This is a genomic window from Microbacterium sp. No. 7 (assembly GCF_001314225.1).
In the GTDB taxonomy this organism is placed as follows: Bacteria; Actinomycetota; Actinomycetes; order Actinomycetales; family Microbacteriaceae; genus Microbacterium.
The window spans coordinates 3,520,509-3,538,786 of sequence record NZ_CP012697.1 but is presented as its reverse complement, the minus strand read 5'-3'; the positions used below and the strand labels follow the sequence as shown (position 1 = coordinate 3,538,786).

The window sequence follows — 18,278 nt, the reverse complement described above, 5'->3', positions numbered from 1 at the left end:
TCAGATCGCCTGGCCGACGTTCCACGCGAAAGTGACGAACGTCACCGACGCGCCGGTCACCAGTGCCGCGATGCAGGCGACGAGAACCCCCGTCTTGCCCCGCGCCGCCAGATGCGGGTTGGAGCTGAACGAGCCGAGCCCCCACACGATCGCCGCGCAGATCAATGCGAGCACGGACAGCACGAGCCCGATCGTCATGACCGCCCCCACGATCGTGCGCAGCTGGGCGATGCCCGGCAGGCCGCTGTCATTTGGAGTGACGCCGATATCGGCGGGAACAGCCAGCAGGACCTGCAGCAGATCAGGCAACACCGTGACCCTTTCGGAGACGACAAGACTCAGACGCGAACGCGTCCCACAAGCACGGTGGGGATGCTCGTCCCCTCAACAGGACGGGCGAGCGCACCGCAGGCTCGAGCCGGAGGTCTGCTTGTCCTCTTCGGTGCCGGGATCCGCGATCTGGGCCTGCACCGGCACAGTGCCCCATCTTCGGACGCGCGAGCGTCCTCACCGGGCTCGTTGCCGCGGGGAGTCGTCCGCGAGGTGGCCCCACGCCGGGACCGGGCGGTATGCTTTTGTCATACCGGCAAGGGTTTGGAGGGGCTGATGGCTGTTCGCAAAGTAGCGGTCACGCTGCCGGAGGAGCTATTCGAGATCGTGGAGCGTGCCCGGGCGGTTGAGCATCGTACCCGGTCGGAGGTTATCCAGGAGGCCTTGCGGACGCACTTCGGTGAGGCCGTCTACATGCCAAGCGATGATGAGCGGCAGTTGCTCATCGCTGCGCTCGATGAGGTTGCGCAGAATCCTCAGCGGATTCGCGACTGGGACCGCGTTCGCGCTGACTTGCGCGCCGAGCGGTGACGGTCCGGCTCACCGATCTCGCGGTCCGCGATCTGACTGAGGCTCGAGACCACTACCGTGCAATCGGCGAAGGTCTCGAGAGTCAGCTTCTCGACCAGCTCGACCGCGTCGTAGATCGGCTGATCACGTTCCCGAAGGGGGCGCCCCCGGTCGACGGGTTCCCTGGCGTCAGACGCGCGCGGATGCGCCAGTTTCCGTACGGCGTCTTCTACCGCCTTGACGGAGACGACATCCTGATTCTCCGAGTGGTGCACACGCGCCGTGACGCCCCCGAGCTCGGCTGATCAACCAGAAACAGCCGGACCTGCTCAGACTGGCGGTCGGCGGTGTGCGCTTCGTCGCACCGCGCGTACTACTGAACCTCTTCGAACCAGCCGAGCAATATCTCAAGACTTCAGTCGGGTCCGGGTGGGCATGACATCGCGCGCGTTTTCGAGCGCCACGCCAGGGCATCGGCGGCCGCGGGTTTGCCCTCAGAAAGAGGCGCCTACCGCGAGCAGGTAGTTCACCCACGTGTTCGTCGCGCCGGCCAACGCGGCCGCGCCGACGCTGATCAGCACTCCGGTCCTGGCTCGCATCGCGCCGCGCACGTTCCCAGCCCAGTGGGTCAGCCCCCATCCGGCCGCGCAGATGACCAGCATGAGGCAGGACGCCACCAGGACGATGGTGAGCAGCGCACCGGCGACATCGAGCAGCGCGCCCCGGCCGCCGAGTGCCCCCAGATCGGGGTAGACGTTGACGGGATGCCGCACCGCAGGAGTCACGACCCGCATCGCGTCCCCCGGGACGGGGCCGCTGCGTGGGACACCGCGCCATGCGCGGCCAGCCACGGGATGGGGTCCACCGTGTCGGACGGCCATCCGTCCGGCCGGATCTCGAGGTGCAGGTGCGCGCCTTTCGACCGGCCCTCGTCGCCAACGTCGGCGATGTGATCTCCGGCGCGTACATGCTCGCCGGATCGGACGTGGATGCCCCAGTCCCACATGTGCAGGTAGACGCTCGCAACCCGCTGACCTCCGATGGTGTGCTCGATGATGATGATGTTGTTCCATCCGGCCAGGTACCCGGCGTGCCGGACGATCCCGTCGGCGATCGCGACGATCGGGTTGCCTTCGGCGGCGGCCATATCGCTGCCGGCGTGAAACCGTCGCTCGCCGGTGAACGGGTCGGTGCGCCACCCGTATGGGCTGCTGTGCGTGAAGCTGCCCTCCTCGAGCGGCATCACCACCCGGGTGGTCTCGGGGATCGTTGAGTCCGGGGAGGCGGAGCCGGGCGCAGGTTGCGCTGTCCACTCCATTGCTCGGTCGGTGACGGTGCGCACATAGGCGCGTACCGTGGCGCTGACCTCGGGCCACCATTCCAGTGCGCCAGGGCCGGCGTTGTGAGCGAGAGCGAGCGCTTCCAGCTCGGTGAGTTGGGTCGCCGCCGGCCAATCGGGGTGTGTGTCCCGGAGTTGCCGCACTTGGCGGAGCAGGTCGCACAGGTATCGTGCGCCGGTCCCGGCGTGGATCAGCGGCTCCCGCACGTCCCAGGTGCCGTTGCCGTTGCGGTCCGCACTCCACGGCGCCCCGTACGTTGCCGTCCAGACGCTGCTGTTGATCTGGAACAGCCCCCAGGTGCCGCCGTTGATATCGTCGGCGTACGCGTCCGGATCGAAGTTGGATTCCTGGGCCATCACCGCGGCGAACCATGCCTCGGGGATGTCGGCGCAGGCCGCCGCCGCGACCCGCACCCAGGTGCGCGCATTCGGCAGGACGGGGGCGTCTGTGGCGAGCGCGCCGGGGCCAGGCCCGGGCGCGCAGCCGGCGAGGGACACCGCGACCACCGTGGCGACCGCGGTCAGGGTCACGCCGGGGAGCAGCAGCACCGCGGCGAGCAGGCCGGCGAGGATCTTCTTCATCACGCCCCTCAGGGCAGCGGGTCGTTCAGCCGGGAGACGCGGAGGGCGACGCAGCGCCCTCCGTCGGGCGGGCAGGTCAGGAAGATGGTGAAGGACACCGGGTGCTCGGTGCGGATGTCGGCGCCGAACGTGTGGCCGTGTCGCACGCGGATGCCTTCCACCGTGCGCGCATGAATGCCCTGAGGGAGGATCGACGTGTCGACCGCACTCCACGTCGTGGGCGGGAAGACCCGTTGCACGATCAGCTCCTGGCGGGTGCCGTACTCGCGCAATTGAGCCCACGCGTCCGCCGTGGGCAGGTAGTAGGCCAGGTCCCGCTCCAGCCCGGCAGCCTCCTCCACGGGCGGGTCGGCCACGGCCATCAGCCGCTGAACGGCATCGCCCGGCTCACTGTCCATGGTGGTGTCCCAGCCGAACAGCGCTTCGGCCACCCTGACTGCCAGACGGTCGGCGGGCGACGCCGCGGCGACCGGGCTCGCGGCGGCCGGGGAGGGACGCTCTGCGGGAAGGGTCGAGGTGCGAAACCCCAGACCGTACACACCGACGATGGTCGCGGCCAGCAGCCCTGCCACGGCCACCGCGACAACTGCGAGCACGACGGGGCGGCGTCGTCGGCGCGTCGCGCCCACCCTGTGCTGAGGAGTCATACCCGTCAGGTGGTCGCGGCGATCCCGGCAGGAACGGTGACTCCGGCCCAGACTGGCAGTTCAACTGGCGGCCGCGTCCTGTCCCGCCGCCACCGTGTCGGAGGGTAGGGGACCGGGGCTGGTGAGGATAGCCGTGGTGAACGCAGCCACCTGGTCACCGAACGCGGCCACCCGTCGGCGGTCCTCCGCGGTCAGCACCGCGGCGACCAGGGCTGCGTCGATCCGTTCCAGCCGGGCACTGTGGTCGTCGACGAGGGCGAGCAGGCGTTCCCTGGCGAACAGGGAGCGGGCGTCGGGGTCCACATCTGCCCACCCGGCCCTTTGACGGCGCTCCAAACGGCGGATGGTGCTGGCCGCCGCTGACAGCGCCTTGGTCTTCGGCTGCAGGGACTGCCGCACGGTGTTGGCTTCGGCGCGCACCGGCGGTGGCGCGGTCGGGTCGGAAGCGAGGACGCGCAGCGCGTGCCCGGCTTGTGCACGGCGCACCTCAAGGTAGGGACCGTGCACCTTGCGATGCCGGTCGATCTCGATCAGCGCCTGCTGGGCTTGATCGCGCAACCAGTCCGGGGTGCTCTCGTTGGTGGCCAGCGACTGCAGCTCGAGCACTTGTTCGTGCTGATGGTAGGAGTTGCGTCCGGTGATCGCCCGCGCCGCCTGTTCGCGTGCCTTGCCACGGCGCGGTGGTGGCGAATCGCCACCACCGCCGACGGTGGGGAGCGCGCCGAACCGGGTCGCTGTTTGCCGGATCCGGGCCTCGGCGGCGCCGAGCGCACGCAGCTCGGCGTACAGCTCGGCCTGCTCGGTCGGGGTGAGTTCTTTGCGGTGTTCGAACGATTCCTTCACGGCGAGGATGTGGCTGAGCTTGTCGGAGACCCCCCGCGCGATCCAGCAGGGCACGCTCTGGTGGCCGAGGGTCGTGGCGGCGGCCAGCCGGCGGGCGCCGAACACCAGGACGAAGTCGGAGGTGATCGTGAGCGGCTCGAGGATGCCTCGTTCGCGGATCGAGGCGCACAGCCCGGTGAGATCCCCCAGATCGTGGCGTGCCTGGTACCCGCGCACGATCTGGGCCGGGGGAACTTCGACGAACTCGGTACCGGTCACGGCCTGCTCCCGGGCAGGGTCTGCCTGGCCAGGTCCCGCAGACGCTCGTCGGCGAGCAGCTCGGCGAGGCTCTCCCCGGACAGCACGCGCACCAGCAGTCCCGGCCGGGCCGGCGATGCCGTGGTCGGTTTGGACCCGACCAGAAGCCGCACCAGTGCCGCCCACTCCGGCTTGGACAGTTGCAGGAACTGCCGGAAGGCGTGATCACGGCGCAGCACGTCGACCGCGGACTCCTGCGATCCGAGGTCGGAGATCCTCTGACAGACGTACTCGGCCACCCCTGCCGCGTCGGCTGCGGGCCAGCCGGCGACGGCGAGGTAGGCGGCCGCGCACTGCACGATCCGGTCGATCCCCCGGGGGACCGCTGCCTGGTCCTCAACCGCGACTTCCATGAGCGTCTGGTCGTCTCCGGCGCGGACGGGCATCGCGTCGGGATGGTTCTTCAGACGCCGGGCGTGGTCGGGGCTCTGCAAGTGGCGTTCCCCCTGCGTCTCGGCCATCAGATGCCGGGCGACCGCCTTGCGCACGACCGCCCACGGGCTCTCCGCGTTGAGGATGCCCGGCTCACGCATGGTCAGGAACGCGGCGTACGCGGCGTCTTCGGCGGGTCGATGCCAGGAGCGCGCCAGGCTCGCGAACCGGGACTGCGCATAGGTGAGCAGGTCAGTGGCGACGGGGAGAGTGCGCCATGCGCCGGGGCCGGCCGCGTGGATCGTTTCCAGGACTCTGCGGACCGCTTCCGCGGACCCGAACAGCTTGTCGAGCTCATCCTCCGGGCCGGTTCGCGGATCGCTGGCGATCGCGACACTCATCGCCCCACCCCAGCGCGCTGCCCGGTCATGCCCACAGTGTGCGAGGGGTCGCCGGGTCCGTTCACGCGGCTGCGACGTGCCGACAATGCCGAGCGCAGCCGGCCGTTCGCGTCGATCCTCCGCGCCATCAACGCGGTCCGCAGCCGTCGTTCCAGACCCACACCGTTGCGGGCGAGCATCCCGGCCATCCGGGTGCCCAGATCGGTGGGGCGGACCCATTCCACCCAGATGCCGTCCCGCGCCGGCGTACTCCTCGGCGCGGCCGCACGTGTCATCCGGGCCTGCTCCACCTGGTGCGGCGTCCGCCCCGTGCGATCGCCGATATCGTCGTCCTCGCCCATCGGAGCCCACCGTCCCTTCCAGGTTTCGCTCCTGCCCTGACCGGTCGGCCGGGTTCCTGCTACTCCTACTAAGTGCCGATCAGGCACTCGAGGGGACCGTACGAACGCAAATCGACGCGCATCCGGGCAGGCCGGACGAAGAAGCACCTGACCGGGTATTTTCCACACGGCGTTCGGTTGAGTCCACGGGATCGTCCACAGCCGTTCCCCATGGCGGACGCCGCGTTCCACACCGCGTTCCACCGGCGTCAGGCAGGGTTTCCCCATCTCGACGAGAGAGGAGCGAGACATGCCGCAAACGCGACGCCGCACCACAGCACTGACCGCGCAACTAGACAGGGAATGGGACGAGTGCTATTCACGAGCGCGCATCGATCTGGGCGAGCTGGGGGTCGGCACCGGCGGCGAGTGGGTGGCGCGGATGCGTGCCCCGTCCGCGGACGGAGACCACACGGTTCTGCGTGCACTGCTCGAGCGCGCCGGCACCGGCGACGCACACGCGCAGCGCACGGTGCTGGCATTGATGATGCCAAAGGTAATGGTGTTCGCCCGCACCAGCGTGCGCAGCGTCACCGGCGCCGACGCCGTCGCGGTCGCGGTCGGAGCGGCGTGGGAGACGATCCGCACGTTTCGCGTCACCTCTGGACTGCGTAACGCGCGCGGATCGCTCGTGCTGGCGATCCTGCGGACCATCCTCGCCGCCGAGCCGCCCGCCCGGGAGATCCCGTGCGACCCAGCCCTGCTGCCCGAACCCGCCGAGATCACCAGCGAGGAAGTCGTCGACGCGGATGTTCAGGTGGCAGGCGTACTGCAGTGGGCGATGACCGCCGGGGTGTTGGATGCCGAGCAGGTCCGGCTGCTCGTCCGCCTCGACCTGCTTGGCCTGGACTGCCGGGAGCTGGCCGAGCAGATGTCCGTCGCCTACGACACGGTCCGCAAGCGCGCTTTCCGGGCACGCCGCCGGCTGGCGACCGCGGCCCGCGACCAGATCGGCCGAGCAGAGCAGCCGCTCCCGGCGGCACCACCCGGACTCCGCCAGGGACCCGCACCGTTCGAGGTGCGGGCTGTTGACTTATCGGTCGGGTGGTCGTGACAATGGGCGCAGGCAGACGTTCCTTGTGTGGGGTATGCGGGCGCACTCCCCACGGCTGGCGTGAGCCTCCTGTTCTCGCCCCGTCGACGCGTCTGACCGGACGGGTGTGCGGGAGGAGCCGATGACACAGGCAACCGAGGCGTCCGCGCCGACGCTACCGCCTGCCCACGCGGACCGCCCCGCGCCCTCGCCGCCGGTGCGTACGCGGCGGCGGGCGCCGGTGATCGCGGCGGGCGTCGTCCTGGTCGCGGTGGGCACGCTTGCGTCTGCCGTGCTGCTGAATTCGGCGGGCAACTCCGTCAGCGTCTTCGTCACCGGCAGCGAGATCCTCCGCGGTGAACCCATCGACGCGTCCGAGCTCCGCGAGATCCAGCTCGCCGGAGACGAGCCGGTCGATGCGTTTACCATCGATGACGCCTCCCGCCTCGTCGACCGGTATGCGGCGGTCGACCTTCCCGCGGGGAGCCTGCTGACCAGCGCGAACACGGCCGAGCAGGTCGGAGTGCCGGACGGTCAGTCGATGGTGGGGGTGCCGCTGGGTCCGGGGCAGATGCCGGCGAGCCGAATCGTCGCCGGCGATCACGTCCGCCTCGTCGCCACTCAGTTGCTGGATGCCACCGGCCGCCCCGCCTCCGAAACGGTCGCGCTGCCCGTGGAGGCGGTCGTCGCCGCGGTCACCCGCGACGAGACCGACACGGTCACGATCGTCGACGTCCTTGTCCCCACCACCGAGGCCGCGTCGCTGGCCAGCCGCGCCGCGGCGGGAACGCTCGCCCTGATCCTGGACCCGATGGGGTGAAAAGCCATGGCCATCATCGGATTCGCCTCCGTCGCGGGGTCGCCCGGCGTCACCACTGCCGCCGTCGCGGCAGCCCTGCTCTGGCCGCGACCGGTGCTGTTCATCGAGGCCGACACCTCTAATGTGAGCGCGGTGCTGCCCGGGCTGCTGCGCGGGCGGCTGGACTATTCCCGCAGCCTCAGCCAGGCGATGCTGCTGCACACTCGCGGGGAATTGACCGCGGACGCGTTTCTGGATCCGTCGCTTCCGCTGTCCGTGCCGATCCATGACCTTCCCCGGGACCCGTACCTGCCGCATCCCTCCACACGCGACGGACATCGGCTCTGGGTCGTTCCGGGGTTCGACAACCTGAACGCCGCCGTCGGCACGAGTTCGCTGTGGAGCGCGCTCACCGCTGTGGCCGGTCAGCTCGCTGACTCCGGTGCCGACATGATCGTCGACTTCGGTCGGCTGCACCGTGCCGAGCCGCGGCAAGCGCTGCTGGAAGCCTGCGACCGCGTCGTCATCGTCGCTCGCGCCACGCTCCCCGACCTCTTCCGGGTGATCGGCCGCATGTCAGAACTCACGGCAGGCTTGGCCCCGTTGGGCCGGGAGTCGCACTTGAGGCTGCTGCTGATCTCTCCGCCCACCCGGCACGACACCGACGCCCACGATTTCCAGACACGCGTCGGCGTAGACGTGATCGCCACCCTGCCGTTCTCTCCCCGCGGCGCAGCCGGATACTCGGCAGGCATCTCTGAACGGAACCCGCGAAACCCCTACCAGCGCGCGGTCCGCAAGTTCGTCCACGACCTCGCCCACCCGCTGATCACCGCGCAACGGCGTCATCCCGCGCGGGTCGGAGCATCCGATGGCTGACACTCGGAACCGGGGACCTGCGCCCGCCGACCTCGGATCGCTGCCGCTGTTCGACGACGCACCGCTGCGGGATCTGCCGCCTGCGGCACGACACCTACTGGCCGCGGCGCAGCCCGCCCCCGCCCCGCTCGAGACCGCCTCGACGACGCAGGCCGCCGACCCAGCTCTCTCATCGCCGGCGACCGAGGCATCCCGATCGGCGGTGGAAAGCACCCCTCCGACCGGCGCGCAGGCCGCCGTCGATTGGGATCTGGTCGATCTGCTGCAGAAAGCCGCCAGCGATCTTCTCCCGCAGGTCGACGCGGTCCGGCTGGGCGAGACCGTCTACCTCGACACCGCCACCACCTCCCCGGACCTCAGCGAACGGGACCTGGAGAACCGGGACATCATCCTCCGCGTGGTCAACGACTACGTCACCCGCCACGTCCTGTTGGAGCGCGGGCAAGACGCCGACTGGGCACCACAGGAGCGGGCTCGCTACGTCGACGCGGTGTTCAACGAGATCTTCCGCTGGGGCAGGCTGCAACCGCTGCTCACCGAACCGGGAGCGAAGAGTATCAACATCCTCGGCCACGACCGGGTGATCGTCCGCTATCAGGACGGCAGTTATGCGCTCAAACCTCCGATCGCCCGCAGCGACGCCGAGCTGATGCGGCTGCTGCAGAACCTCGCCAAGAAGCGTCACCGCGAGTTCTCCGACGTGAAGGCGTCAGTCGGGATCGACCTGGACGGCGCGCGGCTGAACCTGCTCGCCTCGTCGGTTGCCACCCAACCCTCCGCCGGGATCCGCATCCACAATCACGTTGACGTCGACCTGGACGACATGGTCCGGCTGCGCACACTCACCAAGCCCGCCGCGCGGCTGCTCGCCGCCGCAGTCGCTGCAGAACGGAACATCCTCATCTCCGGCGAACCCGGCGCCGGCAAGACCACCCTGCTGCGCGCGTGCGCCGCCGCGATCCCCCGCGATGAGCTCATCGCGACAGTCGAGACCGAGTACGAGTTGTATCTGCACAAGCTTCCCCACCGGCACATGGCGGTGCTGCCATTGCAGATGCGTGAGGGCACCGGGGAGGGAACGCACGGGGAGTACTCGCTGCGTCAGGCGATCAAGGACGCCCTGCGACACAACCTGAAGCGAGTACTGGTCGGTGAGGTCCGTGGCGCGGAGGTGAAAGCGATGATGGAGTCCATGCAGATCGGCGGCGGGTCGCTGGCCACCATCCACGCCGAGAGCCCCGCCGACGCGATCTTCCGCCTTGCCAACCTCATCATCGAGGAAGGCAACCTCACCAACGATTACTATCCGCTACGGCTCATCCAGCAGCACATCCGCCTGATCGTGCAGGTGCGAGAGGTCACCGCCCCGGGGACCGCGCCGCGGCACATCGTCACCGAGATCGCTGAAGTCACCGCCCCCACCACGGACAAGGGTCCGCCTTTGGCCCAGCCGCTGATGCGCTACGACCCCGACGCCAGCGAACTCACCTTCACCGGTACGCAACCCACCCCGACCCTCCGAACGCAGCTCGAACGTGTCGGCCTTCCCGACGGGTTCTTCCACACCGGGGGGAGACGATGACACACCTGCTCACCGTGCTCGCCATCTCTGTCGCTCTCACCGGCACCGCCGTCATCCTTTACGGGGCGCTGACCGTCCCCGCGCCCCGCAGCCTGTCCACCCCCGCCCGCACCTCCCTGCGCGATCGCGTCCGGGCAGGGATCCGCCGGCTGGGCCGACGGCGCGGACGACTGCTCGCCGGAGTCGGCGCCGGCATCGTAACCTGGCTGATCTCCGGCTGGCCGGTCGCGCTGATCGCCGTCCCCGCAGGGTTCCTGTTCCTCCCCGAGGTGCTCGCCAAACCGAGCACCCGCGGACTGACCCTGACCGAGGCTCTCGCGGCCTGGACGCGGAACATCGCCGCGCTCGTGCAGACCGGCACCCTCGGCGTGGAAGACGTCATCCAGCTGTCCCTTCCGGCCACCGCAGAGACCATCCGCCCGCAAGTCGCCACGCTGGTGTCCCGGTTCCGCGGCGGATGGGACACCCAGGAAGCGCTGCGCGCATTCGCCGACGACTTCGCCGACCCTGCCGCAGATAAAGTCACCGCGCACCTCATCCAGGCCGCCCGCAAACGCGCCGGCGACCTGCCACGCGCGCTCGACGCGCTCGCCGACGAGATGGCTGCCGAGGTCCGCGTGCGACGAGCGATCGAGGCAGACCGCGCCAAGCCGCGGCAGAGCCTGCGCATCGTAACCCTCATCACCGTCGGGGTGGTCCTCGTGCTGCCCCTATTCGGACGGTCCGGCCAGTTCGCCGCCTATGCGACCCCGGTCGGGCAGGCGATGCTCGCACTGTGGATCGCCTGCTACATCGGGTTGCTGCTGTGGGTGCGCGCGATCCTGCGGGAGAAGCCCGCGCCGCGCCTGTTCACACCGTCCGGGGACCGACCATGACCGGGTGGATGCTCGCCCTGCCCGGCCTGCTCATCGGCGCCGGCGCAGCCGTGCTGCTCGGCGCATTCGCGCCCCGCCACGTCCACATCGGCTCCGCGCTGGCACGGCTGGGAACCACCACAACTCCCGACCAGCGCGGTGGACGCGCCGCACCGCGCGTCATCGGCGAATGGGCGCACCAGCACCTGCCCGACGCACCCGGTTTCCGCATCCCGACCGCCGACCTGACCCTGGTGGGCATGTCGCCGGCGGCATTCCACTACCGCAGAGTCGTCGGTGCCGGAGTCGGCCTGCTCGCCCCGCTGTTGGTGGGGACGGTGATGACCATGCTGCTTCCTGTGCTGCCGGTGTGGATGTGGCTTGGGGTCGCCGCGGTCTGCGCCGTCGTGGGGTGGGCATCCCCCGGGGGCGAGGTCCGCACCCGCGCGGCCCGCGCCCGTGCCGAGTTCACCCAGGCGATGGCGGTGTATGTCGGACTGGTCGCCGTCGAACTGAGCGACGGTGCGACGGGACCGGCCCGTGCGATGGCCAACGCCGCCGGGATCGCGGACTCTTGGGTCTTCCGGCGGCTGCGCGAGGAGCTCACTCTCGCCGAGTACACCGGGCAGACCCAGTGGGACGCGCTCGAGCACCTGGCCTCACAGATCCAGGTTCCCGCCCTGCAAGACGCGTCCCGGATCATGCGGCTCGCCGGCGACGGCGCCCGCGTCACCGACTCGCTCCGCGGCGCCGGCGACGCGCTGCGCAATGCCATCGTCACCCAGGCGCATGCCGAGGCCAACGCGCAGAGCGTGAAGATCGGCCCCCCTCTGGCTCTGACCGTCTTCGTCCTTGCCGGACTGTTCATCACCCCGGCCGTGATGGCGATCATCGCCCGCTGACCCGATGCGCCACGACCTCGTGACGCATCTAGAAAGAGAGAAAGAAGAGGAACACATCATGGATGAGATCCCCACCCGCGCGGTGCTGCTCGTCGGCGGTATCCTGCTGGCCGGTGTCGTCGTGGCGCTGATCACCGCGTTCGCCACCGGAACCTTGAACCCGGTGATCGGCTGACGCATGCGCCCGCCGACACGCCGCCCTCCGCCGGGGCGCAGGCTCGCGCGGCTGCTCGCCCCCGATCGACGTCAGCGCGGCGTCGCGGAAGCCGCGATCCTGTACCCGTTCCTGCTGCTGCTGACCTTCACCGGCCTGCAGCTGGGGTTCTACTTCCACGCCGCGCAGGTCGCCCAGGCCGCCGCCGCGGTCGCGTTCAACGGCGCCCACGGCCTGAATGCCACCCCGACCGACGGGCACGCCGCCGCAACCGCGTTCCTGGCCGTTCGCGGCGGCGAGCTGCTGCAGGCCAGCACCGACATCCAGAACACTGGCACCGAGCTGACCGTGACCGTGACCGGGCGGGCGCCCGGGATCATCCCCGGCTGGGTATGGCTGGACGTCCGCGGCACCTACACGGGACCGGTGGAACGATGGGCGGGGTGACGCTCCGTCGCCTCCTCGCCCCACACCGCCGGCAGCGAGGGGAGATGGACATGTCCGCCGAGACCGCCGTCCTCGCCCTCGGCGTGATCGTCCTGCTCGGCTTCACGATCTCCTTCGGCTGGGTCGCCCACGCCGATACCAGCCTGCACGCGGCAGCGGCCACCGCGGCCCGCGAGATCTCATTGCTGCGCGATGCCGCCACCGCAGACACCGCAGCCGCTACCGCCGCCCGACGCGCCGTCGAAGCACAGGGCGTCTCTTGTCAGCACCTCACCGTCATCGTGGATTCCTCCGGACTGGACGCGCCGCTCGGAGAGATCGGCATCGTCCGCGTCACGATCACCTGCACCATTGCGCTCGTCGACCTGCCGTTCGCAGGAACCCCTTTGACCACGTCTCTCACCGCGACCGGCATTAACCCGGTCGACCGCTACCGGGAGCGATCTTGAAAGCCAGCAGCTACGTCGCCGTTGCCGTCCTCGCCCTGATCGTGGTGATCGGCTGGGTCGTCGATGGTGGCGGCCAGATCCTCGCTCATCAGCGCGCCACTACTCTCGCCCAAGACGCGGCACGGGTCGGCGCGAACGCCGTCTCCGGTCACATCGTCGCCACCGGGTCCGTCGCTATCGACCCCACCGCGGCTCGCGCTGCCGCCGAGGACTACGTCCACGCCGCCGGCGCGACCGCTGAAGCGACCGTCACAGCAGACACCGTCACCGTCACCGTCACGACGAGCTACGACACGATCTTCTCCGTTGTCCTCGGCCTGGACGTCCTGTACGCCGAGGCGACCGCCTCTGCACAATTGGTCAGCCGTTAGGAGCACGCATGCCCATCTCTCGAGCCTTCTCCATCGCCGTGCTAGCCCTCGCTGTCGTCCTGCTCCCTGGATGCGCGCCGACCGTCCCTCCCACCCCGACCCCGTCCGGCACCGCAGCCACCCCCACGACCACGCCCACCCCGAGACCAACCCCCACCACCCCGGAGCCTGTGGACCCGCCTGCGTCCGCCGACGAAGCGATCGCGCAGGCGATCGACACCATCGATCAGTACATGCTGCTGCGTTCCGAGGTCTACGCCGACCCGTCCGGACAGCACGACGTCGCCGCCCTGGCCGGCGGAGCCGCCGAAATCCGGCTGCGCGACGAGGCCTCGCAGCTGGCCGCGCAGGGCATCCATGCCGAAGGGCAGTTCCGCTTCGAAACAACATCCGGGCAGGCATCCGAAGCCGTCGTCGACGGCACCGCCATCCCATTCGGAACCGTCACCCTCGACGGATGCTACGACTCCAGCGAAGTCGAGTTGCTGTACACGGATGGCGGCCCTGTTCCGGTTGCTGAGGATCGCCGCGTGCGCTTCCAGCCCGTCCTGGTCTACCGGCCGACCACCCAATCCTGGATCGTATTCGACACTCCATCACCAACTGAGCCAGAGTCATGCTGAGACTTCGTCGCAACTCGCTCGCTCTTCTGGCTGTGCTCGCTCTGCTGGGCGCGATCGCACCGCTGCCGGCTCGCGCGGACGTTCAAGAACCCGAATGCGACGCGATCGCTTTGGCATGCACGATCCAGCTGGATCGGCCGCCGACGGATCCAGCACCGGACCCTCACACCGGGGTGACGCCGGGGCCGGCGCAATGCCTCGCCGATGTCGGCAGCGGGTACGTGGAGGTGCCGTGCGTGTCTGAGCATGGGCATTGGAGCAACGCGAGCCAGTGCTACTGGGAGCTGCGCGATCCGGCCGTCCTCGGCGAGCACCCGCCCCCGCCGGGTGCTGACTCGTCTGGGGCATGGTATCTGTGCACGCCCTATGCGCCGGGTGCCATGTATGTCGTTGCCACCGGTCACTGGCTCACCCAGCCGCCACCCGGCTTGGGACTCACCCCCGGTCAAGCCGCAGCGCGCATCATCCAGACCATGAACTTCTACGGAATCGACATCGGTATGGCACCCGAAGTGAACGCCGAGTGGGGTCATCGCCGCGGGCACGTCGGCATCCCGATCTGGCTGTGGGCGCAGAACCGCACGACGCAGAACTGGGGACCCTATACGGTCACCGCGACGCTCGGGGGGCAGACGATCGCCGTCACCGCGCAAGTCACCGGCGTGGTGTGGGTCATGGGCGACGGTGCGACCGTCGCCTGCGCTGGACCGGGGACCCCGTACCAGGAAGCGCGCGGACTGGAGCCCTCGCCGGACTGCGGTCACCTGTACACCCGCACCAGTAAGCAGCAGCCGCAGGGCTACTACACCGTCACCGCCCGCAGCCAATGGGACATCGACTGGGCAGGTGGGGGGCAGAGCGGAACCATCCCGCTCACCGCGGACAGCACCGTGGCCTTGCAGATCCAGGAGCTCCAGTCCGTGAACGTCCCCAACGGCTGACATGACACCGGAAAGGATGGCCCACGGAATGAGACGCATCATCGCAAGCACCGCCTCGGTACTTGCCGTGGCCGCCCTCGTGGTCGGCGCCCCCGCCATCCTGGTGGTGCTGGCCGGGAACCCGTTCCCCTCCTGGGACAGACTCACGGAGGCACTGAGCAGTCCCGACTATGGGGGCCGGTTCTTCCTGGGCACCGTTCTCCCGCTGGTCGGGTGGGTCGCGTGGGCGTTCTTCACCCTGCCGTTCCTCGCAGCCATCCCCGATGCGGTCCGCCATGTGCGCCACGGCGCCACGGCCCGTCGCGCCCCCGCAGTGTTCCGAGTACAGCAGGCCGCCGCGGCCGCGCTCGTCAGCGCCGTGGTGGTACTTCTCGGCGCGGTCTCTGCCCCCGCCTCTTCCGCCGGCGCCGCCTCAGCCCCCGCGGTCGCCGCTGCAACGGACGCCGTCGCAGCGCCGTCCACCAGTTCCCGCTCTCTCTCCACCCCGTCGATGACAGGATCTGTGGCGGTGGCTGCGGTATCCGCCGGGCAGCGCCCGTCATCGCTCGAATTCCATCAGCGGGTGATCGTGTCCGGCGACACGCTGTGGGACATCGCCGCCGAAGAGCTCGGCGCCGGGCAGCGTTACCCGGAGATCTTCGACGCGTCCACCCGCATCGTCCAGCCCGACGGCCGCCGTCTCGCCGATCCCGACCTGATCCTGCCCGGGTGGACCGTGCACATCCCCGGCCCCGGCGCCCCCACGGAGCGCACCGCCCCCGTCCAGAACCCCGCCCCGGCCGAGCCCACAGTCCCGCTCCCCGCGGACGAGACGATCGAGCCCTTCCCCGCCGAGCTCGACGAGCAGTCCTTGCTCGGGGTCGACCGCGCCGACCCGACTGCCGAGCCGACGCAGGATTCGGCATACGTGGCCGACTCCGGTACTGACCTCGAGGGGGACGAGCTTGCCGGCGTGGTGCGGACCGCGGGCGGGATCTCCGGGGTGCTGGCCGCTGGCTTGCTGGCCGTGCTCGCCGCGCTGCGTCTGCACCAACGTCACCGGCGCCGGGCGGGGCAGCGCCTTCAGCTCCCCGACGAGCAGGCCAGCCACCTCGAGCGACAGCTCCGCGACGCCGGCGACGACGCGGGCAGCGCGGACGTCGACCGGGCCGTGCGGGCCATCGCCGCGTGGGCCTCCCGTACCGGCACTCCGCTGCCGGGCCTGTATGCGGTCCGGCTGGCAGCTGCGGGGCCGGCGTTCTTCTTCGCCGACCCGGTGCAGCTGCCTGCGCCGTTCGAGCCTGCCAGCGACGATGACCTGGTCTGGACCTACCCCCCGAACGCTGAGGATCACGCGCGGGCCGCGGTGAACCCCTACCCTTCACTGCTGCTGCTGGGGCAGGACCCCGCTGGCGCGCACATCCTGATCGATCTCGAGCACTGGCGCGCCCTGCACGTGCACGGGGGCACCAGCCTGATCGAGGCCGTCCTCACGGCGATGACGCTGGAACTGGCAACCACCCCGTGGGCGGACGACCTGCACCTCACCGTTGTCGGCGGGCATTCCGGACTGGCGGATGCCCTGGACGCCGGCCGGATCCGCTACATCGACACCATCGAGACGCTCCTTCCCATGCTGCGGGCCGAGCTCTCCGATATCGGCCAGGCGCTCGAGCGCGCCGGCTACGCATCGGTAACCCAGGCGCGCCTGGACGAGTCTCCCGAAACGTGGCCCACCCAGATCGTCATTGTTCACAGCGGCCTCGACGACCAGCACGCCCACACGCTCGCCGACCTCATCGCGCATAGCAGAAACGCGGGCATCGCCGTCATCGCAACGCACCCGCTGCTCGAGGGCGCGCGCCTGCGGCTGCGGGACGAGGAGCACGCAAGTCTCGACCCCGTTGGTCTGGACCTGTGCCTGCAGCAGGTCAGCGCGGAGGTGCTCACAGTGCTGAACCGGCTGATGGACGCCGCCACCGCCCCCAGCTTGCGCCCCGACGTCACCGCGGCAGTCACCTCCCTCCCGTCCCCCAGCGGCCACGACCACGCTGCCGAGCCCGGCGCACCTGCCACCGAGGTCACCGTCCCATCCCAGGAGGCGGGTATCGGCACGGCGGCCCCGTACCTGAGGTTGCTTGGGCCGGTTTCCCTCGACCTCCCGGACGCCGGAACGCCGCGACAGGCGGCGCCGGGCCGCGGCGTCGAACTGGTCGCCTACCTGCACCTGCACCCGCACGCCAGCACCGGCCAGTTCGCGAGCGCGTTCTGGCCGAACGCGGCACCGCAGGCCGCATCCATGTCGATGCGGAAGCTGACCAACCACACCAGGAACTGGCTCGGCGCCACCGACACTGACCCCCCGCGAAGCTACCTTCCCCGGTACGAGCCCGCCGAGGGGTACCGACTGGATCTGGGGATCCGCAGCGACTGGAGCGATTTCCAGGACCTCGTCGGCACCGACCTGACCGTGGCCGGCTCCGACGATCTCCTGGCGGCGCTGCGACTGGTCAGGGGGCAGCCGTTCACGGGCATCAAGCAGCGATTCTGGGCTTGGTGTCATCTGGACATGGAGGAAATGATCGCCCGGATCAGCGACGTCGCGGACGAGCTGTTCGGTCGCGCATATGCCGCCCGCGACCACGCTCGGGCGCAGTTCGCCGCGACGGTCGGGAACGTCGTCGACCCGGTCAATGAGATCGCCTGGCGCAATCTCATGCTCAGCGCCCTCGCCAAAGGTGACGTCGACCGGTTCGAACGGATCGTGGCCGACCTGGAACGCTACCTGGACAGCTTCGACGAGGGATACGAGCCCGAACCGGAGACCCAGGCCCTCATCGATGAGGGTCGCCGAGAGCTGGTCGCCGACCCATGACCCGCATCCCCTCGACCGGCACGATGTCCGTTGCCAGGCGCGGACTGGTCGCGGTCGTGACGACGGGATCGGCGATCGCGGCCGGGGCGGCATCCGCGGGGATCCAGCAGTCTCTGCCGCCGGTCGGTGTGCTGCTGCTGTGCCTGGCGGGCGTGCTGGCGCTGGTCGCGCTGAGCGTGGCCGACATCCGCTCGCATCAGATCCCCGACCGGCTGTTGCTGCCGCTGAGTGGGCTCATGGGCGGGTGGCTTGCGGCCGCGGTGGCGCTCGGCACCCCCGGCGCCGCCGCTGCCGTCGGCGATGCTGTCGTGGCGGGGGCCGTGCTTGCCGCCGTCTACTTCGTGCTGGGGCTCATGGGTGCGGTCGGTCTTGGCGATGTGAAGCTCGCCGGCGTGCTGGGGCTGTGGGTCGGCGGGCTCGGCGGGTTCTCGTGGATGCTGATCCCGATGCTGGCGGTGGGGATCAGCGGGACTCACCAGCTCGCCCGCCGCGTCCTGCGCCGCCCTGGCGCCGTCGCGCACGGCCCCGCGCTGGCCGTCGCCTCTGTGCTGTGCGCCGCGGTCGCGCTGTCCGGGTGAGTCGGCTCACTCCCAGGACGCCCTGCGCACATAGCGACCCGGTTCTTCCGCGCCGCGACCACCTTTTCCACACGCTCGACCACGTCCGTGTTCGACCCCAGCGCGATCGCG

The 18,278-nt window shown here is 70.0% G+C and carries 22 protein-coding genes; 15 read left to right on the top strand and 7 right to left on the bottom strand.

Going from position 1 to position 18,278, the window contains the following annotated elements:
* Positions 1–309, bottom strand: a complete 309-nt coding sequence (locus AOA12_RS16435) for a DUF6112 family protein (RefSeq protein ID WP_197280951.1) — start codon at positions 307–309, stop codon at positions 1–3.
* Positions 310–606: 297 nt separating this feature from the next.
* Here AOA12_RS16435 and AOA12_RS23660 point away from each other — a divergent pair, with 297 nt between their 5' ends.
* Positions 607–861, top strand: a complete 255-nt coding sequence (locus tag AOA12_RS23660) for a ribbon-helix-helix protein, CopG family (RefSeq protein WP_054685191.1) — start codon at positions 607–609, stop codon at positions 859–861.
* Complete coding sequence (locus AOA12_RS16425; RefSeq protein WP_054685187.1) at positions 858–1,145, top strand: type II toxin-antitoxin system RelE/ParE family toxin; 288 nt, start codon at positions 858–860, stop codon at positions 1,143–1,145. The genes AOA12_RS23660 and AOA12_RS16425 overlap by 4 nt, the downstream gene beginning before the upstream one ends.
* A gap of 189 nt (positions 1,146–1,334) precedes the next feature.
* Here AOA12_RS16425 and AOA12_RS16420 read toward each other — a convergent pair whose 3' ends face one another.
* From AOA12_RS16420 to AOA12_RS16395, 6 genes are all read right to left on the bottom strand, one after another.
* Entirely contained in the window at positions 1,335–1,613 is a 279-nt protein-coding gene (locus tag AOA12_RS16420) for a DUF6112 family protein (protein WP_156366547.1), read from the bottom strand.
* Between the two features lie 8 nt (positions 1,614–1,621).
* On the bottom strand, positions 1,622–2,761 hold the full coding sequence (locus tag AOA12_RS16415) for a M23 family metallopeptidase (RefSeq protein WP_054685180.1): 1,140 nt from the start codon (positions 2,759–2,761) through the stop codon (positions 1,622–1,624).
* Between the two features lie 8 nt (positions 2,762–2,769).
* Positions 2,770–3,333: a hypothetical protein gene (locus AOA12_RS16410; protein ID WP_156366546.1), complete on the bottom strand. Its 564-nt coding sequence runs from the start codon at positions 3,331–3,333 to the stop codon at positions 2,770–2,772.
* Between the two features lie 135 nt (positions 3,334–3,468).
* The gene (locus AOA12_RS16405; RefSeq protein ID WP_054685174.1) at positions 3,469–4,509 is read right to left on the bottom strand and encodes a ParB/RepB/Spo0J family partition protein; all 1,041 of its coding nucleotides are present in this window, start codon (positions 4,507–4,509) and stop codon (positions 3,469–3,471) included.
* A complete protein-coding gene (locus tag AOA12_RS23655) occupies positions 4,506–5,321 on the bottom strand; it encodes a hypothetical protein (protein ID WP_054685171.1) in 816 nt (271 codons plus the stop codon). The genes AOA12_RS16405 and AOA12_RS23655 overlap by 4 nt, the downstream gene beginning before the upstream one ends.
* A complete protein-coding gene (locus AOA12_RS16395) occupies positions 5,318–5,662 on the bottom strand; it encodes a hypothetical protein (RefSeq protein WP_054685168.1) in 345 nt (114 codons plus the stop codon). Before AOA12_RS16395 ends, AOA12_RS23655 begins: the two co-directional genes overlap by 4 nt.
* 289 nt (positions 5,663–5,951) lie before the next feature.
* Between AOA12_RS16395 and AOA12_RS16390 the strand changes: the two genes are divergently transcribed.
* The 13 genes from AOA12_RS16390 (at position 5,952) to AOA12_RS16330 (ending at position 18,167) form a co-directional block, all read left to right on the top strand.
* A complete protein-coding gene (locus AOA12_RS16390) occupies positions 5,952–6,755 on the top strand; it encodes a hypothetical protein (protein ID WP_054685165.1) in 804 nt (267 codons plus the stop codon).
* A gap of 121 nt (positions 6,756–6,876) precedes the next feature.
* Positions 6,877–7,554 (top strand): hypothetical protein, encoded by a 678-nt coding sequence (locus AOA12_RS16385; protein WP_156366545.1) that lies wholly within the window; start codon positions 6,877–6,879, stop codon positions 7,552–7,554.
* Between the two features lie 6 nt (positions 7,555–7,560).
* Positions 7,561–8,412: a hypothetical protein gene (locus AOA12_RS16380; protein WP_054685160.1), complete on the top strand. Its 852-nt coding sequence runs from the start codon at positions 7,561–7,563 to the stop codon at positions 8,410–8,412.
* Positions 8,405–9,994, top strand: a complete 1,590-nt coding sequence (locus AOA12_RS16375) for a CpaF/VirB11 family protein (protein WP_054685157.1) — start codon at positions 8,405–8,407, stop codon at positions 9,992–9,994. Before AOA12_RS16380 ends, AOA12_RS16375 begins: the two co-directional genes overlap by 8 nt.
* Positions 9,991–10,869, top strand: coding sequence for a type II secretion system F family protein (locus AOA12_RS16370; RefSeq protein WP_054685154.1), 879 nt, complete (start codon positions 9,991–9,993; stop codon positions 10,867–10,869). The genes AOA12_RS16375 and AOA12_RS16370 overlap by 4 nt, the downstream gene beginning before the upstream one ends.
* An 8-nt stretch (positions 10,870–10,877) precedes the next feature.
* On the top strand, positions 10,878–11,750 hold the full coding sequence (locus tag AOA12_RS16365) for a hypothetical protein (RefSeq protein WP_156366544.1): 873 nt from the start codon (positions 10,878–10,880) through the stop codon (positions 11,748–11,750).
* A gap of 178 nt (positions 11,751–11,928) precedes the next feature.
* The gene (locus AOA12_RS16360; protein ID WP_054685147.1) at positions 11,929–12,351 is read left to right on the top strand and encodes a TadE/TadG family type IV pilus assembly protein; all 423 of its coding nucleotides are present in this window, start codon (positions 11,929–11,931) and stop codon (positions 12,349–12,351) included.
* Between the two features lie 50 nt (positions 12,352–12,401).
* A complete protein-coding gene (locus AOA12_RS16355; protein ID WP_156366543.1) occupies positions 12,402–12,800 on the top strand; it encodes a TadE/TadG family type IV pilus assembly protein in 399 nt (132 codons plus the stop codon).
* Complete coding sequence (locus AOA12_RS16350) at positions 12,797–13,171, top strand: pilus assembly protein TadG-related protein (protein WP_054685141.1); 375 nt, start codon at positions 12,797–12,799, stop codon at positions 13,169–13,171. Before AOA12_RS16355 ends, AOA12_RS16350 begins: the two co-directional genes overlap by 4 nt.
* A 170-nt stretch (positions 13,172–13,341) precedes the next feature.
* Positions 13,342–13,794, top strand: a complete 453-nt coding sequence (locus AOA12_RS16345; protein ID WP_054685137.1) for a hypothetical protein — start codon at positions 13,342–13,344, stop codon at positions 13,792–13,794.
* Entirely contained in the window at positions 13,788–14,735 is a 948-nt protein-coding gene (locus AOA12_RS16340) for a hypothetical protein (RefSeq protein ID WP_156366541.1), read from the top strand. The genes AOA12_RS16345 and AOA12_RS16340 overlap by 7 nt, the downstream gene beginning before the upstream one ends.
* Positions 14,736–14,763: 28 nt before the next feature.
* Positions 14,764–17,589, top strand: a complete 2,826-nt coding sequence (locus AOA12_RS16335) for a hypothetical protein (protein ID WP_054685130.1) — start codon at positions 14,764–14,766, stop codon at positions 17,587–17,589.
* Positions 17,590–17,612: 23 nt separating this feature from the next.
* A complete protein-coding gene (locus tag AOA12_RS16330; protein ID WP_197280950.1) occupies positions 17,613–18,167 on the top strand; it encodes a prepilin peptidase in 555 nt (184 codons plus the stop codon).
* Positions 18,168–18,278 lie beyond the last annotated feature (111 nt).

Coding starts and splice junctions, on each gene's coding strand:
- AOA12_RS16415 (WP_054685180.1), bottom strand. CDS start 2,761: ATGAAGAAGATCCTCGCCGGCCTGCTCGCCGCGGTGCTGCTGCTCCCC.
- AOA12_RS16355 (WP_156366543.1), top strand. CDS start 12,402: ATGTCCGCCGAGACCGCCGTCCTCGCCCTCGGCGTGATCGTCCTGCTC.
- AOA12_RS16335 (WP_054685130.1), top strand. CDS start 14,764: ATGAGACGCATCATCGCAAGCACCGCCTCGGTACTTGCCGTGGCCGCC.
- AOA12_RS16330 (WP_197280950.1), top strand. CDS start 17,613: ATGTCCGTTGCCAGGCGCGGACTGGTCGCGGTCGTGACGACGGGATCG.
- AOA12_RS16385 (WP_156366545.1), top strand. CDS start 6,877: ATGACACAGGCAACCGAGGCGTCCGCGCCGACGCTACCGCCTGCCCAC.
- AOA12_RS16340 (WP_156366541.1), top strand. CDS start 13,788: ATGCTGAGACTTCGTCGCAACTCGCTCGCTCTTCTGGCTGTGCTCGCT.
- AOA12_RS16380 (WP_054685160.1), top strand. CDS start 7,561: ATGGCCATCATCGGATTCGCCTCCGTCGCGGGGTCGCCCGGCGTCACC.
- AOA12_RS23655 (WP_054685171.1), bottom strand. CDS start 5,321: ATGAGTGTCGCGATCGCCAGCGATCCGCGAACCGGCCCGGAGGATGAG.
- AOA12_RS16360 (WP_054685147.1), top strand. CDS start 11,929: ATGCGCCCGCCGACACGCCGCCCTCCGCCGGGGCGCAGGCTCGCGCGG.
- AOA12_RS16395 (WP_054685168.1), bottom strand. CDS start 5,662: ATGGGCGAGGACGACGATATCGGCGATCGCACGGGGCGGACGCCGCAC.
- AOA12_RS23660 (WP_054685191.1), top strand. CDS start 607: ATGGCTGTTCGCAAAGTAGCGGTCACGCTGCCGGAGGAGCTATTCGAG.
- AOA12_RS16390 (WP_054685165.1), top strand. CDS start 5,952: ATGCCGCAAACGCGACGCCGCACCACAGCACTGACCGCGCAACTAGAC.
- AOA12_RS16375 (WP_054685157.1), top strand. CDS start 8,405: ATGGCTGACACTCGGAACCGGGGACCTGCGCCCGCCGACCTCGGATCG.
- AOA12_RS16370 (WP_054685154.1), top strand. CDS start 9,991: ATGACACACCTGCTCACCGTGCTCGCCATCTCTGTCGCTCTCACCGGC.
- AOA12_RS16365 (WP_156366544.1), top strand. CDS start 10,878: ATGCTCGCCCTGCCCGGCCTGCTCATCGGCGCCGGCGCAGCCGTGCTG.